15 protein-coding genes are annotated in these 14271 nt (G+C 55.6%); 13 read left to right on the forward strand and 2 right to left on the reverse strand.

Going from position 1 to position 14271, the window contains the following annotated elements:
* The first annotated feature begins 14 nt into the window (after nucleotides 1-14).
* Entirely contained in the window at nucleotides 15-1253 is a 1239-nt protein-coding gene (locus AC2TF6_RS09660) for a M20 metallopeptidase family protein (protein WP_491310844.1), read from the forward strand.
* A gap of 50 nt (nucleotides 1254-1303) precedes the next feature.
* Entirely contained in the window at nucleotides 1304-1738 is a 435-nt protein-coding gene (locus tag AC2TF6_RS09665; RefSeq protein ID WP_491310845.1) for a CBS domain-containing protein, read from the forward strand.
* A gap of 68 nt (nucleotides 1739-1806) precedes the next feature.
* Here the strand turns inward: AC2TF6_RS09665 and AC2TF6_RS09670 are convergent, their stop codons facing one another.
* On the reverse strand, nucleotides 1807-2577 hold the full coding sequence (locus tag AC2TF6_RS09670; protein WP_491310846.1) for a thermonuclease family protein: 771 nt from the start codon (nucleotides 2575-2577) through the stop codon (nucleotides 1807-1809).
* A gap of 172 nt (nucleotides 2578-2749) precedes the next feature.
* Here AC2TF6_RS09670 and AC2TF6_RS09675 point away from each other — a divergent pair, with 172 nt between their 5' ends.
* The 3 genes from AC2TF6_RS09675 (at nucleotide 2750) to AC2TF6_RS09685 (ending at nucleotide 7106) form a co-directional block, all read left to right on the forward strand.
* Complete coding sequence (locus AC2TF6_RS09675; protein WP_491310847.1) at nucleotides 2750-4447, forward strand: DNA repair helicase XPB; 1698 nt, start codon at nucleotides 2750-2752, stop codon at nucleotides 4445-4447.
* Nucleotides 4448-5591: 1144 nt separating this feature from the next.
* The gene (locus AC2TF6_RS09680; RefSeq protein ID WP_491311616.1) at nucleotides 5592-6434 is read left to right on the forward strand and encodes a helicase-associated domain-containing protein; all 843 of its coding nucleotides are present in this window, start codon (nucleotides 5592-5594) and stop codon (nucleotides 6432-6434) included.
* 219 nt (nucleotides 6435-6653) lie between these two features.
* Nucleotides 6654-7106: a YlbF/YmcA family competence regulator gene (locus AC2TF6_RS09685; protein WP_009672603.1), complete on the forward strand. Its 453-nt coding sequence runs from the start codon at nucleotides 6654-6656 to the stop codon at nucleotides 7104-7106.
* Between the two features lie 159 nt (nucleotides 7107-7265).
* Here the strand turns inward: AC2TF6_RS09685 and AC2TF6_RS09690 are convergent, their stop codons facing one another.
* Nucleotides 7266-8276 carry an asparaginase gene (locus tag AC2TF6_RS09690; RefSeq protein ID WP_491310848.1) on the reverse strand — a complete coding sequence of 337 codons (1011 nt, stop codon included), beginning with the start codon at nucleotides 8274-8276 and terminating at the stop codon, nucleotides 7266-7268.
* Nucleotides 8277-8349: 73 nt separating this feature from the next.
* Between AC2TF6_RS09690 and AC2TF6_RS09695 the strand changes: the two genes are divergently transcribed.
* The 8 genes from AC2TF6_RS09695 (at nucleotide 8350) to AC2TF6_RS09730 (ending at nucleotide 14268) form a co-directional block, all read left to right on the forward strand.
* On the forward strand, nucleotides 8350-8613 hold the full coding sequence (locus AC2TF6_RS09695) for a YlbG family protein (RefSeq protein WP_009672616.1): 264 nt from the start codon (nucleotides 8350-8352) through the stop codon (nucleotides 8611-8613).
* Nucleotides 8614-8912: 299 nt separating this feature from the next.
* Entirely contained in the window at nucleotides 8913-9350 is a 438-nt protein-coding gene (locus AC2TF6_RS09700) for a hypothetical protein (RefSeq protein WP_009672645.1), read from the forward strand.
* A gap of 117 nt (nucleotides 9351-9467) precedes the next feature.
* Entirely contained in the window at nucleotides 9468-10379 is a 912-nt protein-coding gene (locus AC2TF6_RS09705) for a selenium metabolism-associated LysR family transcriptional regulator (RefSeq protein ID WP_491311617.1), read from the forward strand.
* A gap of 79 nt (nucleotides 10380-10458) precedes the next feature.
* A complete protein-coding gene (locus AC2TF6_RS09710) occupies nucleotides 10459-11316 on the forward strand; it encodes a PHP domain-containing protein (protein WP_491310849.1) in 858 nt (285 codons plus the stop codon).
* The gene (galU, locus tag AC2TF6_RS09715; protein ID WP_376125168.1) at nucleotides 11303-12184 is read left to right on the forward strand and encodes a UTP--glucose-1-phosphate uridylyltransferase GalU; all 882 of its coding nucleotides are present in this window, start codon (nucleotides 11303-11305) and stop codon (nucleotides 12182-12184) included. Before AC2TF6_RS09710 ends, galU begins: the two co-directional genes overlap by 14 nt.
* Before the next feature lie 15 nt (nucleotides 12185-12199).
* Nucleotides 12200-13516, forward strand: a complete 1317-nt coding sequence (locus AC2TF6_RS09720) for a UDP-glucose dehydrogenase family protein (RefSeq protein WP_491310850.1) — start codon at nucleotides 12200-12202, stop codon at nucleotides 13514-13516.
* Between the two features lie 72 nt (nucleotides 13517-13588).
* Nucleotides 13589-14017, forward strand: coding sequence for a MerR family transcriptional regulator (locus AC2TF6_RS09725; protein ID WP_491310851.1), 429 nt, complete (start codon nucleotides 13589-13591; stop codon nucleotides 14015-14017).
* A 14-nt stretch (nucleotides 14018-14031) separates the two neighbouring features.
* On the forward strand, nucleotides 14032-14268 hold the full coding sequence (locus AC2TF6_RS09730) for a hypothetical protein (protein ID WP_491310852.1): 237 nt from the start codon (nucleotides 14032-14034) through the stop codon (nucleotides 14266-14268).
* Nucleotides 14269-14271: the final 3 nt, after the last annotated feature.

Below are 14271 nucleotides of genomic sequence, written 5' to 3' on the forward strand. Positions count from 1 at the left end.
GAGGATTTGGTACAATGAAAGGAAGAATCGTATCAAACACGTGGGCGGGTGATACCTTGATCAGACAGGGTGAGGAACTGGATAAAGAATGGGAAGCGATGTACGAGACGATGGTGTCCTGGAGAAGGCATCTGCATCAGCATCCGGAGCTCTCTTATAAGGAAGTCAATACGGCGGCGTTCGTAGCGGAAAAGCTTACCGAGTGGGGGCTCGATGTCCGTACGGGGATGGGTGGTTACGGGCTGATCGCCGATCTTCAGGGACACGCTCCCGGACCTACGGTCGCTCTCCGGGCCGATATGGACGCACTGCCGATACAGGACGAAAAACAGTGCGGTTACGCATCGAAGGTTCCCGGCATCATGCATGCTTGCGGACACGATGCGCATACGTCCACTCTGCTTGCCGCCGCGAAAATATGGAGCACGAAAAAAGAGCGGCTGAAGGGCAGAATCCGGTTTATTTTTCAGCATGCGGAGGAAGTTACCCCCGGCGGGGCCGCTTCCATGATAGAAGCGGGCGCCCTTGATGGGGTGGACGTTGTATACGGTGTACATTTGTGGACACCTTTACCGGTTGGGGTAGTCGGATCGAACCCTGGAGCGATGATGGCTGCGGCCGATGAGTTTCATTTTGAAATCCGGGGCAAGGGCGGCCACGGGGGGATGCCTCATCAAGCGATTGACAGCGTTGTCATCGGTTCTCACACAGTGGTGAATTTGCAGACCATCGTCAGTCGGACAGTAAGTCCTATCGAGTCCTGCGTGGTCACGATCGGTTCCATAAACGGCGGAACCAACTTCAATGTTATTGCGGAAACCTGCAAAATGAAAGGGACGACCCGGACGTTCGATTCCGTTCTGAGGCTGCAGGTGAAAGAAAGGATCGAGGACATTGTAGCTTCGACCTGCAAGATGTACGGAGCCGAGTCGGTCATGGACTACCGGCTGGGGTATCCGCCGCTGGTCAATCACCCCGGCGAGTTCGAACGGTTCCGGGAAGTCGCCTCCGGCATGCTTCCGGAAGACCGCGTTCTTACGATCGAGCCGGTGATGGCTGCGGAAGATTTCGCGTATTACCTTCAGCAAGTACCGGGCTGCTTTATTTTCGTGGGAGCCGGGAACGCGCAGACGGGGGCGGACTATCCGCATCATCATCCGAAGTTCGATCTGGATGAGCGGGCGATGCTGACCGCCGGCAAACTGCTGACGCGAATGGCTCTGCATGTTTTGGACGAAACGGGGACACGCTAATTCCTGCCCTAACATAACTTGCCGTCATGCAAGTGAAGGAGGAATTCTTCGTGCCTACAGTCAGAGATGTCATGTCTACCGACTGCGTAACCGTAACACTGCAGGATAACGTCTATGAAATCGCGGTTAAAATGAAACAGCACGATATCGGCTTCATTCCCGTCGTGGAAGGAAGCAAGCTGATCGGCGTCGTAACCGACCGGGATCTGGTCGTCCGCGGCTATGCCGAGAAACACAGCGGATCCACGGCCGTTAAGAAAGTCATTTCCGAAAATTTGACGACGATCTTGCCGGAAACGGATGTCCAGGAAGCGGCCAAAGTGATGGCCCAGCACCAGGTACGACGCCTTCCGGTCGTCGAAGACGGTAATTTGGTCGGCGTTATCGCGATCGGAGACCTTGCGGTCCGGGATAAGCTGGAAGACGAAGCGGGAGAAGCGCTGAGCCGTATTTCGGAAGGGCGGAGCACGTCCTCGAACAAATGAATGCTGCTTGACAGCCCGAAAAGACGCATCGGATGCCGGTGCGTCTTTTCGGGCTGTCAAAATATAGGCTATCCGGCTTTGCGGTAGCCGGCCTTCTTGGCGTCGTTCTCCGTGCAGAACATTGCTTCCGCCTGTGTCTGCTCGTAGGAGGAGCTCCCTGGAACGTGATAAATTTTTTCTTTCTTCGAATTGATATTGCCTTTGATTTGAGGATCGGGGCAGGCCGCCGTTTGATTGGCATCTTCCGGATTTTTGCCGGAGCCGTCCTTTGGGGAATCCCCGGTTTTGGCGGGAGATGAAGGGCTTTTAGCGCCCCAGAGGCCCTTGTTTTTGGACCGGGCTTCCCGCTCTGTTTTTACAAAACGATCGGAGAACATCACATTGGGCTGAATGGTCATCACGTTGGCATACCCCTCCTGGAGGAGAAGTTCGTTATACATGACGGACTCCCCTTCAATAAAGACGTATCGGAGCAGCCGGCCGTACTTATCGGTATCTCCGGCATCGTTGAACAGATAGACGGTTGCTCCAGTCAACCGTTTTTTCGTATAGTCGGACGCTTCCTTGCCGTAAGTTTCGACAGGGCTGTTCGGCTTGACGGTTTCAGGCGTGTTGCAGCCGATCAACCGCACTTTATCCCCGTTTTCCAGCTGGAACGTATCGCCGTCCACTACTCTTTTGACCTTGGCTGTCGTCATTTTTTGCGTTTTCAGCTCGGGATAACGGGCAAGGACGGTTTCTTTAAACGATCCGGAATCCGTTTTTGGTTGGGCGGACCCACAGGCCGCAAGAAAAAGGGCGGCAAGAATAAACAGAAGAAGGGCTTTTTTTGTGTTCATGAGATCAATTCCTTGTTGTGAGTTTGGATGCCCCTTTTTGGGAAAAGGAACCTAGCTATTATACAATGCTCCGAAATGGAGCACAATTGATGCAGCAACGTTTATTTCTCGGAAGTTCCCTTCATACTAGGAATAGTGAAGAGAGAATTCGGATTAAAAGGGAGGCCTCGCCGTGAATCCGGCATCTGAAAATGCGCTCATTGTGCAACAGGACCTCACTGTGCTGGCGGAAGCGGATCATGAGCGCTTCGAGTCGATCCGTGCGGAATTGGCGCTTTTCGCGGATCTCGTTAAAAGTCCGAAGCATCTGCATACCTACAAAATAACCCCCCTGTCCCTGTGGAATGCGGCGGCTTCGGGCCTGCGCAGCGGCGATATTATCCGTTTTCTGAAGCAGGAATCCAAATACGGGATTTCCCGCCGCATGGAGGATGAGCTTCTCTCCATTCTGGACCGGTATGGACTGCTCCGGCTCGTTTCCGACAAGGGGAAGCTGTATCTCCAATCCACAGACACGGAATTGCTGGCCAAACTGGGCGGTTTGAAAGAGTTTCAGCGGTTTTTCGACCGGGAAGACGCAGATCCCACGGAAGCCGTGCAAAGTTCCACACTCGCAGTCCGGCCGGACATGAGGGGCGTCATGAAGCAGGAGCTGACGCGGCTCGGGTATCCGGTCATTGATAGGGCCGGTTATCATACGGGAGAAGAGCTTCCGGCGGAGCTAAAGGGAGTGGAACTGAGAGACTACCAGCGCCAAGCGGTAGAGTGCTTCCATCCGGCCGGCGGTTCGGACGGAGGCAGCGGAGTGCTCGTTCTGCCCTGCGGAGCGGGAAAAACGGTCATCGGCATCGCCGCGTTGACAAAACTAAGCTGTGCGGCACTGATCCTGACTACGAATGTGACATCCGTCCGCCAATGGATCAAAGAGATTCTGGGCAAGACCAGTCTGGACGAATCACGCGTCGGCGAATACAGCGGGGACATCAAGCTGGTTAGACCCGTCACCATCGCGACGTATCAAATTCTTACACACCGGCGTGAAAAAGGCGGCGAACAAGCTCATATGGAGCTGTTCAACAGCCGCGACTGGGGGCTCATTATCTATGACGAGGTGCATCTTTTACCCGCTCCCGTTTTCCGGGCGACCGCGGATATCCAGGCAACCCGGCGGCTCGGACTGACGGCAACCCTCGTGCGGGAGGACGGACGCGAGGAGGATGTTTTTTCGCTGATCGGCCCCAAACTGTTCGATATGCCCTGGAAGCGGCTGGAGCAGGAAGGATGGATCGCACGGGTAACCTGTACGGAGGTTGGCGTGGAGATGGAGACCGTTGAGCTGCAAAACTATTACGAGGCGGACAAAAGAAGCCGGTTCCGCATAGCCGGGGAAAACTCCCGCAAATTTCTGGCGTTAACGCGTCTTCTGGCCCGCCATGACGGAGAAGCGATTCTCATTATCGGCCAATATCTGGACCAGTTGAAAGAAGTCGCCCGGAAATTAACTATTCCGCTTATTACCGGCGAAATGCCGCAGGTGGACCGGCAGCGGCTCTATGAAGCTTTTAACACCGGGCTTGTCCGGATTCTCGCCGTTTCGAAAGTGGCGAATTTCGCCGTCGATCTTCCGGATGCTTCTGTCGCCATCCAGCTTTCGGGAAGCTACGGCTCCAGGCAGGAAGAGGCTCAGCGCCTCGGGCGCATACTCCGGCCCAAGAAGGGGAGAAACGAGGCTTTCTTCTACACATTGGTCAGCAGAGGGACGAGCGAGCAGGAGTATGCGCTTAAGCGGCGGATTTTTCTGCTCGAGCAGGGGTACGAGTACAGGATAGAGGAGGGCGGGAGCGATGAACTATGCGCAAATACTCGATAAAATGCCGCCGGCCGTTTCCAGGCAGCTGCTCGGACAAGATTGGATAAAAAGCGCGGCGGCGCATGGTATGGAGGCCCGGGAAGCTTTCGGAAATGAGGAGGTGCTCAGAAAGCTCCGGGCAACTCTGCAGTCCGATGAGGAGAAGCTGCTTCGGCGGATCGTCGTCCGTTTCGGCAGCCGACCTTTTACACCGGCCGAACTTGAGAAGGAGACGGCGGACTGGGCGGCGGCTTTGGTTAAAACGGCCCTCACGGGTCTGCGCAGACGGGGGCTGATCGCGGCGTTCCGCAAATCGTGGGGCGACCGGCTGTTCCTGCTTCCGCAGGACGGTCTGCGGGGGTGGCAGGCCGTGTTTTTTGGCCCCGGCTGTAATGGAGTCGGGCACGGCGACGGAGCGGGGAGCCCGTGGAGTATCGGCAGCGGCGATAACGCCAAGCTGCGGCAGCTTTACGAGCAGGGCGACAAGCCGCGCCAGGGACTACCGCTGGACTTGTTTCTCCTGCTCAATTATGCGGATCTGCACGAGCTGCCGCTTACACAGCGCGGGGCTTTGCACAAGCGCCACGTACAGAGAATGACGGCGCTTCTCGGCTTTGACGAAACCGACCTGGCCGGCTGCGGGCTCCAGTTCGCGCATGCCGATACGTATCCGGTATCGCTGGCGGCAGCCTTGGATTTTTTGCAGCGGCTGGGGCTTCTGTACCGGAGCGGGGACCGGCTTGTTCTGCACAAGCCCCGGCTTCGTGACTGGCTCGCCACGGACGAGGCGCTTCAAACGGACATGCTGTACCGGCTGTGGACGGAACACCGTTTTCCCGAAGAAGTGGATCTGCAGCACGCGGTATGTCTGCTCGTCAAGCTCGCGGCCGGCACAAAAATACGGCTGAGCCGCTTGGCAGCCGAGCTGAACAGGCGGGAAACGCTGGCCGGAGGAGAGGAGGAGGCAGCGCGTTTTTCCCTCCAGCTGGTTCAGAAATGGCTTCAGCCTCTGCGGGCATTCGGATGGCTCGACTGGGAGCCGGAAGACAGCGGCGACGTATCGGTTAGCTGGCTTTATCCCGTACAGGATGAACAGAGAGCGAATGAGGAGCTGAAAACGGCGGAACCGTCCGCTTTTTTGTATGTACAGCCGGATTTCGAGGTGATGGTTTCGCCGGAATGCCCGTTTACGGTACGCTGGGAAATCGCCCGTTTCGCCGAGCTCGTGAAAAGCGACCGGATGGCCGTGTACCGCCTGACCAAAGAAAGCGTCCAAAGAGGGGCGGATCACGGAACTCCGCCGGAACAGGCCTTGGAGCTTCTCGAAAGCCATGCCCGCCACGGTGTGCCGGAAACCGTCCGGCTTACGATCACCTCATGGGGCGAACAGTACGGCCGGGTCGTGCTCGGCGGCGTGACTCTTCTGCGCTGCGCGGACGCACAGCTGGCGGAACAAATCTCGCGCCATCCCAAGATCGGGAGGCTGCTGCTTGAGAAAATCGGAGACGCTGATTTTATCGTTCCGGCAGGCAAAATGACCGACATGATGAAGCTGCTGGACGCAGCGGGCTTTTCTCCCCGACAGGCGGCTGGTTTTCAGGACGAAGAGGAAGCGCCGGGCCCGGATGGAGAAGCGGAAACAGAGGCGCTCAAAGGGATTGTGTACGATCAGGACCCTGTCCAGTACCTGGAACTGGAGACCCGGCTGCCTTCCGTAGAGGAAATGTATCCCGGAATGCGGGATATTCCCGCGGTCTGGTATCGGGACAGCAGGGGATACCATGCGTCGACCATTCTTAAAATCGCTCGGCAGGCGATTTCCTGGGGAGCCCCTGTTTTGGCCGAGGTTGAAGGCAGTACAGCGGCGGTATGGATCCCGCGCAGGGCCGTAGAACGGGGAGATGAGCTGACCATCGAACTGTCGGACGGCGCAGGCAGAAACAGAACGGTTCAAGCCGGTCGGATCAGCCGCATCCGCATCCTTTTGCCCGGGTTATCCGGCACTTAAATTTGTTAAACTTGATTTATGGAAAATTATGTAATATAATTTGTTTCGTGCGAATCATTTCTTTATTTTCTAACACTAGGACGCCTGTAAACGATCTATTTTTTTCTGAGGAATCTCCAACAAAAGTCACCCCGGATGCTTTTAAAAATGGAGAAAGTCCTAGGGAACTGTGATATGATAGGGGGAGTACGCAGGAAACACAAAAGGAAGTGATCGATTGTGAGTGTGGCGGAAGCCAAGACAATGGATATGTCGTCCATTCTTATGGGTGCGTATCAAGTGGGCGATCTCATTAACAACTCTGCCGAAGTGGCGGATTATCTATATTGGAAGCAGGCGGTGGAACAGGACTTCGAGGCGCAGAGGCTCGTGAGAGAGTTCAACAAAGCCAAAGATTTGTTCGAGGAATGCGAGCGTTTCGGCCATTTCCATCCCGATTACCATGCCGCACTGGAGAAAGTCCAGGCCGTACAGTCCCGGCTTGAGCAGGTGCAGAGCATAAGCAAGTTCAAGGAAGCGGAAGAACGGCTTGACCGATTGCTGTATACCATATCGAAAACAATCGCGACCGCCGTATCCGATACCATCAAAGTTCCCGGCGGGCTCGACTCCGGATCGGGCGGCTGCGGAGGCAGCTGCGGATCGGGCGGGAGCTGCTCCAGCTGCGGTTAACCTCCGCAGGGGACCGGACAAGCGGAACCGGGGGCTTAGCCCCCACAAGGTTTCCGTACCAACAGCCTTGACAATCCGAACGTCTCTTGACGGGGACGATAATAGCCGATTTAAAAAAAAGCCGTGCCTGCGGGTTATTCCCGCGGACACGGCTGCTGTTTAAGTAAGCTTGAAGTCGGCTTGAATGGAGCCTACGACGGTGCCCTGCCAATTCGTGACCTTCGGCTCGCGGAATTCCGCAAGGGCCTCCATCTCGAGCGCATGAAGCAGACCGAGCTGGACAAGCGCTTCGAACATCGCGCAGTAGAGCGCTCTCTGGGCGCCGTCCTCGATCTTGAGGACAAGGCCCAGTCCTTTATTGGGCACGGTAACGGCGAAGAGGCCTTCGGCGCCCATCTTCCCGATGATTCTGCCGCCGGTCGCCTCGGCCAGCCGCGTGTCGAAGCGGTCGCTTCCCGCTAGGTAGGAAGGCTCCCGCCGGATGGCCGCAATGATGCGGCGGCACGCGTCCGCGCGTTCGGCGGAGAGGCCGTCGGGCTTGCCGAGCCGAGCGTAAGCGAGCGCGAGGCGGTCGATGGCCAGCCCGAACACGGGCACGCCGCAGCCGTCTACGCCCAGAGGAATCTCCTCGGGGGCAAGGCCCGCCATTTCGGCGACGGCCTGGAGCATCTGGCGCTGCACGGGATGCTCGGGCGACATGTAATGCTCGGTGCTAACGCCGAGCTTAGCCGCCAGAGAGAGCATGCCGGAGTGCTTGCCGGAGCAGTTGTTGTGCAGGGGCGTGGGGGCTTCCCCCTCCTCGCGCATCTGCCGCGAAGTCGGCTTGTGGAACGGATAGTGCGATCCGCACTGCAGATCGTCCGCTTCCGCGCCCGCTTTGGCCAGAATGGAGCGCGCCGCGCGGACATGCCGGTCTTCCCCGTTATGGGAAGCGCAGATCAGGGCGATTTCGGCGTCCGTGAAGCCGAAGTCGGAAGCCGCGCCCGATTCGAGAACGGGCAGCGCCTGAATCAGCTTTGCGGTGGAACGCGCGAATGTAACCGCATGCGGATCGCCCAGGCTGTGAAGCAGGCGGCCCGTATGATCGACGACAGCGATATGGCCGCGGTGAATACTTTCAGTGATGGGCCCGCGAATGACGCGGGCAATGACAGCCGAAGAAGCCGACATTTAGGATCATCTCCAACCCGTAAAATAGAATTCAGTTTATCAAAAGCGAATACTGCTAAAGGAGTCAAACGACATGATAACGGAGCGAACCGGACTTATCATATGGGTGACTGATTTGAAAGCCGCCAAAAATTTGGAGCGCTTCGGATCGGTGCACTACATGTCCAAGAAAATGCACTATGTGGTGCTGTATATTCATGCCAGCCGCTATGACGAAACCGTACGCCAACTTCAGAAGCTGGCTTACGTACGCAAGGTGGAGCGTTCTTACCGCGGTGAAATTAAAACCGAGTACGAAAGCCACGGACCGGACAAATCAAAATTTTACACACTGTAGAGCAAAAGCGCAAATCTGTTTTTCCAAATAAGCCTGTTATTTGACCATAGGTCATCCCTTGCCGGTGCTGCGGCTGGGAACGCATCCTGAAATCTTATTTCATCATCTTTGCAGTTTATGAGAAGATTGATTTTTTTGTTAATTTTGAATTTTCTACAGTTGTGTGACATTTTTTCTTGTGCCGCGCCATATTTATGAATTAAGTGATCGTTTTTATTTGGAAATATTTAAATATTGAGTTACAATGGTGAAAACCAGTAGGTATAAAGGCCTAAACGCTTGGAGAGGAGTTGTGATTCATGAGGGACAAAACAATGGACCGCTGGAGCACGTACGAACCCTTTTATGTTAACCTGAACGACAAAAAAATTGCGGACATTGTGATCACGAATCACGCTCGTCTCCGCTGGGTGGACCGGGTCGAAAACGAGAAAACCGGCTTCGAGGACATTTGCGATTTTTTATGGGATAAACTGAAAGACGGACGGATCGCTTCGTATTACAAGAACGAACAGGACGTTTATCTCGTGGACGACGATCTGGTGATGGTCGCCGAGTTTTCCGTCATTGAGAACGAAACCGATATTGCGGGCAACCCGCTGCATAAAATGATTATCGTGACTTTCCTCGGCAGAATGTCGGAGACCATCGAGCTGCGCGATCTGAAATCGTACTACTCGTGGCTCCGCCACTCCCGCCGGATGACGCTGATCAAGAACAGCCGTAAGCGGCGGTAACTCCGGGCAGATGAAGGATTTACGGCGCGGCGAAGAGCATGCCTGCATTTTGCAGGCATGCTCTTTTTTCCGTCTTATAAATGCTATAATAAATGCGGAGAAAGGGCGGTGATGACGATGGCTCTGAATTTTCACCAGCTTCACATCTTTTATACGGTAGCCGAAAAAGGCAGCTTTTCGCACGCCGCGCAGGCGCTTCATATGACGCAGCCCGCGGTAACGATGCAGGTGCAGTCCCTGGAGGATCATTTCGGAATCAAGCTGTTTCACCGCTCTACCAAAAAAATCGAATTGACGGAAGCGGGAAGGACGCTGATTCCCTACGCCCGCAAGTGCGTCGAACTCATCCGGGAAACCGAGAACGCCATGACAGGCTTTACGGCCATGGCCGAAGGACGGCTGCAGCTCGGAGCCTCGCTGACGATGGGGGAATATATCCTGCCCCGCCTGCTGGGACCCTTCCGCAAAGAATACCCGAATATTTCGGTTGCGATGAAAGTAATGAATACGACGCAAATTTTGGACGAAATTTTTGCCCATCAGCTGACGTTCGGCCTTGTTGAGGCTCCCATCCAGCATCCGGATGTCCACACGGAAGCCATTTTGAGCGATGAGCTGAAGCTGATTGTCCCTGCAGGGCATCCGCTGGCGGAGATGGATACGATCCGTATGGAGGACGTTTTCCAATACCCGTTCGTCCTTAGGGAAGAAGGCTCCGGTACCCGGCGCGTCATGGAAGAGGAGCTGGAGCGGGCGGGCATCGCATGCAGCGGAATGGACATTGTCATGGAACTGGGCAGCACGGGAGCGATCAAATCGGCGGTAGAAGCCGGTCTCGGCGTTTCCATTTTGTCGCAGTCGTCGGTTAAACATGAGGTCCGGCTTGGTATATTAAAGATAAAAGAAATCGAAGGCGTATCTTTTTCACGCAGTTTCTACGCGATTTATTTGAATTCGACCCTTCTGCCGTTGTCGGCTGTTAGTTTTTTGAATTTTATGCGACGAGACGATCTGGTCAAATGGCTTTAGAAACGGATAGAAACGGGCGTTACATCCCTATAGAGATGACCGGATACACTTTGCCGGAGAAAAAGGAGGGGCACCATCTATGACTCAATGGGCCGATTTGCATACGCACACGACGGCGTCGGACGGAACACAGGCGCCAGAGGACAACGTCCGGCTGGCTAAGGAAGCCGGGCTTGCGGCCGTAGCAATAACCGATCACGATACGGTATCGGGCGTCAGGGCGGCGCAGCTTGAAGGCAGGCGGATCGGGATCGAAGTCGTTCCCGGCGTCGAAATCAGCACGGTAGCCGGCGGGCAGGATATCCATGTGCTCGGTTACTACATCGATACGGAGTCGGAAAGCTTTCTGGAGCGTCTGGAAGAGCTCCGGAATACGCGCAACAAGCGCAACGAGATGATGCTGGCGCGTCTGAACGAGCTGGGTCTTGCCGTTTCGATGGAGGAAGTCGTCAAACACCTGGAGGCCGGCAAAAGCGAAGAGGACACGATCGGCCGCCCTCATATCGCAAACGTTCTGCTTGCCAAAGGTTATGTAAGCTCGATGAACGAAGCGTTCGAGAAATATCTGGGCAAAGGCGGAGCCGCCTATGTCAATCCGCCGCGCATCCGTCCCGTCACGGCCATCGACTGGATTAGAGAAGCCGGCGGAGTTGCCGTGCTTGCCCATCCGGGTCTTTACGGCGATGAAGACATCGTGCGGGAACTCATCGCATATGGTTTAGATGGCATCGAAGTCGGCCACGCCGATCATACGCCGGAGCAGGAAGCCCATTACAGGAGTCTGGCCCGTGAGCACGGGCTGATCGCAACGGCAGGCTCGGATTTCCACGGCGTTCGTGCCGGTCAGGTATTTCACGCTCCGCTAGGTTCCAAGCGCACTTCGCTGGAAACCGTACGGAAGCTTCAGGAACGGAGGAACAATCGTGAAAATTCGTAAAGCGATCATTCCCGCGGCCGGTCTCGGAACGCGGTTTCTGCCCGCCACCAAGGCGCAGCCCAAGGAAATGCTGCCGCTGGTGGATAAACCAGCCATTCAATACATAGTCGAGGAGGCCATCGAATCCGGGATCGAGGATATTCTAATCGTCACGGGACGTAACAAGCGCGCGATCGAAGATCATTTCGACAAATCTGTCGAACTGGAAATGATGCTCGAGGAGAAGGGGAACGATGAGCTTCTTTCCCTGGTCCGTACGGTCACCAACCTGGCCGATGTGCACTATATCCGTCAAAAGCAGCCGCTTGGCCTGGGCCACGCGATTTACTGCGCCCGCAAGTTTATCGGGAACGAACCGTTTGCGGTACTTCTCGGAGACGATATCCTTCGTTCGTCCAAACCCGCTCTGCGCCAGATGATGGACGTGTTCGAGGAGACTCAGACGTCCGTCATCGGCGTCCGTGAAGTTCCCTGGGAAGATGTGAGCAAATACGGAATTGTCGCACCCTCGGACGAAATTACAGCTTATAAGAAAATTGCGGATCTCGTGGAGAAACCGGACCGCAGCGATGCGCCTTCCAACCTGGCCGTAATCGGCCGCTATCTGATTATGCCGGAGATTTTCGATATCTTGGAGAAATGCGAGCCCGGACGCGGAGGCGAAATCCAACTGACAGACGCGCTGCGCATTTTGAACGAAAAGCAGCCGATGGTCGCCTATCCGATCGAGGGGAGAAGATACGACGTCGGCGATAAATTCGGCTATATCCAGGCCACCATCGAAATGGCTTTGGAGCGGGAAGGGCTGCAGGAGGAACTGCGCTCGTATTTAACGAACCTCGTCCGTCACGAGTTTCATATCGGATAAGGAGGAGAATCTTGAATGGAGCGCATTGCCGTTATTGGGACGGGGTATGTCGGGCTCGTTACCGGGTGCTGCTATGCCGAAATCGGGCATGAAGTCATCTGCGTAGACATCGATCCCGATAAAGTCCGCCGTCTCAGCCTTGGCGAAATTCCGATTTACGAACCTGGGCTGGGGAAGCTTGCGGCCTCGAACCAGGCCGCCGGCCGGTTATCTTTCACGACCGACCTGGCAAGAGCCGTGCAGGACTCGTCCGTCATATTCATTGCGGTAGGAACGCCTACGCTCGAAAACGGGGAAGTCGACATGGAACAGGTCCGCGGCGCGGTGGAGACATTGGCGCGGCAGATGGACGATTATAAAATCATCGTGATGAAAAGCACGGTGCCCGTCGGAACGTCCAGGCGCATCCGGCAGTGGATGGAAGAAGGGCAGCAGCGGCCCGTTCCCTTCTCCGTCGTGTCCAATCCGGAGTTTCTAAGAGAAGGGACGGCCATTCACGACACGTTTCATCCCGACCGGGTCGTGATCGGGTCTGACGATGCGGATGCCGCTCTCCGCGTAGAGAAGCTGCAGGCCGCGTTCGGCGGCGAGGTTGTGCGGACCGACCCCGAGAGTGCCGAACTGATTAAATATGCGTCCAATGCCTTCCTGGCCGCTAAAATTTCATTCATCAACGAAATGGCGAACGTATGCGAGAAAGTAGGTGCGGACGTCAGTCTCGTTGCCCGGGGAATGGGGCTCGATAACCGGATCGGGCCCAAGTTTCTGCAAGCGGGAATCGGTTACGGCGGTTCCTGCTTCCCTAAAGATACGAGGGCCCAGTTGAAAATCGCCCAAAATGCCGATTATGATTTCCGCATTCTGCGGGCGGTCATCGAGGTCAATACGCTTCAGCGCGAACGGTTTGTCGAGAAGGTGACGGCCGCTTTGGGCGGAAATGCGACAGGCCGGAGCATTACGGTATGGGGGCTTGCGTTTAAGCCCAACACGGATGATCTCCGTGATGCCCCTGCGCTGGATATTATCCGTTCCCTGCAGGAGCGGGGAGCGATTGTGACGGCGTACGATCCGGCTGCGGCTTCCAAGGCGTCTGTTCTGCTTCCCGGTGTACGCTGCCTGACCGATCCTTATGAGGCCGCGGAAAATGCGGAAGCCGTAGTGATCGCAACCGATTGGGAAGACCTGCGGCATATCGATTTCGATAGGCTCCGCAACCTGGTCAGGGAGCCGCTGATTATCGACGGGCGCAACATGTTTGCCCCCGCCGAGATGGCGGAGAAAGGCTTTACTTATGTGTCCGTCGGACGCCCCGCATTCCCCGGAGCGGTTTAAACCGTTCATTGTCTAAGCTTTGTAAATGGCTTATAATTGGGGATGTTCAAGGTTAGCCGGGGGTACAAGGACATGAGCCGACTTTATACAATCAAGGAAGGTTCGATGCGTTCCGGGCTTTCCACCCATTTGATCCGCAAATGGGAGGAGCGTTACGGCGCCGTCCAACCGGACCGTTTTCCGAACGGATATAGAGGCTACACGAATCATGATATAGAAACATTGATATGGCTGAAAAGCAAGGCGGATTCCGGCGTTCCTATCGGTCTCGCCGTTCAGGAACAACAGCTGCAGCTCGAAAGCTCAGCCTCGACCGAGACATTCTCTCCGGCCGAGGCTGAGCTTCCGTTTATCCATCAGCGAACTGAAAGAGTATCAGGAGAAGCTGCTGGGTTTCTTTCTTCATCTGGATCAGGTGGGCGCCCAGCGGTTTTTCGACCAGCTTGCGGCGCTGCACCAAATGGACTTTATTCTGCTCTCAAGTTCTGCAGCCGACGCTGATCCGAGTCGGAGAGATGTGGGAACGGGGAGAAATCTCCGAATATCAGGAGCATTTCGGAAGTCATTTTATCCGGGAACGTCTGCCGGCGTTAAAGAACTTATTTTCCGTTCCGACCGACGGACCCAGATTGATTACCGCCTGTTCGCCTTACGAGCGTCATGAACTGGGGATTCTGTTTCTGGGTTATTTCGCGCTGCAAAACGGCTTTCAGATGCTGTATCTCGGAACTTCGCCTTCTGTTCTTCGATGAAGT

The sequence above is a fragment of the Paenibacillus sp. JNUCC 35 genome (assembly GCF_058269095.1).

Bases quoted from the DNA above. Each gene is read 5' to 3' on its own strand.
- AC2TF6_RS09660 (WP_491310844.1), top strand. From the start codon at position 15: ATGAAAGGAAGAATCGTATCAAACACGTGGGCGGGTGATACCTTGATC.
- AC2TF6_RS09670 (WP_491310846.1), bottom strand. From the start codon at position 2,577: ATGAACACAAAAAAAGCCCTTCTTCTGTTTATTCTTGCCGCCCTTTTT.
- AC2TF6_RS09680 (WP_491311616.1), top strand. From the start codon at position 5,592: ATGGTTTCGCCGGAATGCCCGTTTACGGTACGCTGGGAAATCGCCCGT.
- AC2TF6_RS09690 (WP_491310848.1), bottom strand. From the start codon at position 8,276: ATGTCGGCTTCTTCGGCTGTCATTGCCCGCGTCATTCGCGGGCCCATC.
- AC2TF6_RS09695 (WP_009672616.1), top strand. From the start codon at position 8,350: ATGATAACGGAGCGAACCGGACTTATCATATGGGTGACTGATTTGAAA.
- AC2TF6_RS09700 (WP_009672645.1), top strand. From the start codon at position 8,913: ATGAGGGACAAAACAATGGACCGCTGGAGCACGTACGAACCCTTTTAT.
- AC2TF6_RS09705 (WP_491311617.1), top strand. From the start codon at position 9,468: ATGGCTCTGAATTTTCACCAGCTTCACATCTTTTATACGGTAGCCGAA.
- AC2TF6_RS09710 (WP_491310849.1), top strand. From the start codon at position 10,459: ATGACTCAATGGGCCGATTTGCATACGCACACGACGGCGTCGGACGGA.
- AC2TF6_RS09720 (WP_491310850.1), top strand. From the start codon at position 12,200: ATGGAGCGCATTGCCGTTATTGGGACGGGGTATGTCGGGCTCGTTACC.
- AC2TF6_RS09725 (WP_491310851.1), top strand. From the start codon at position 13,589: ATGAGCCGACTTTATACAATCAAGGAAGGTTCGATGCGTTCCGGGCTT.
- AC2TF6_RS09730 (WP_491310852.1), top strand. From the start codon at position 14,032: ATGTGGGAACGGGGAGAAATCTCCGAATATCAGGAGCATTTCGGAAGT.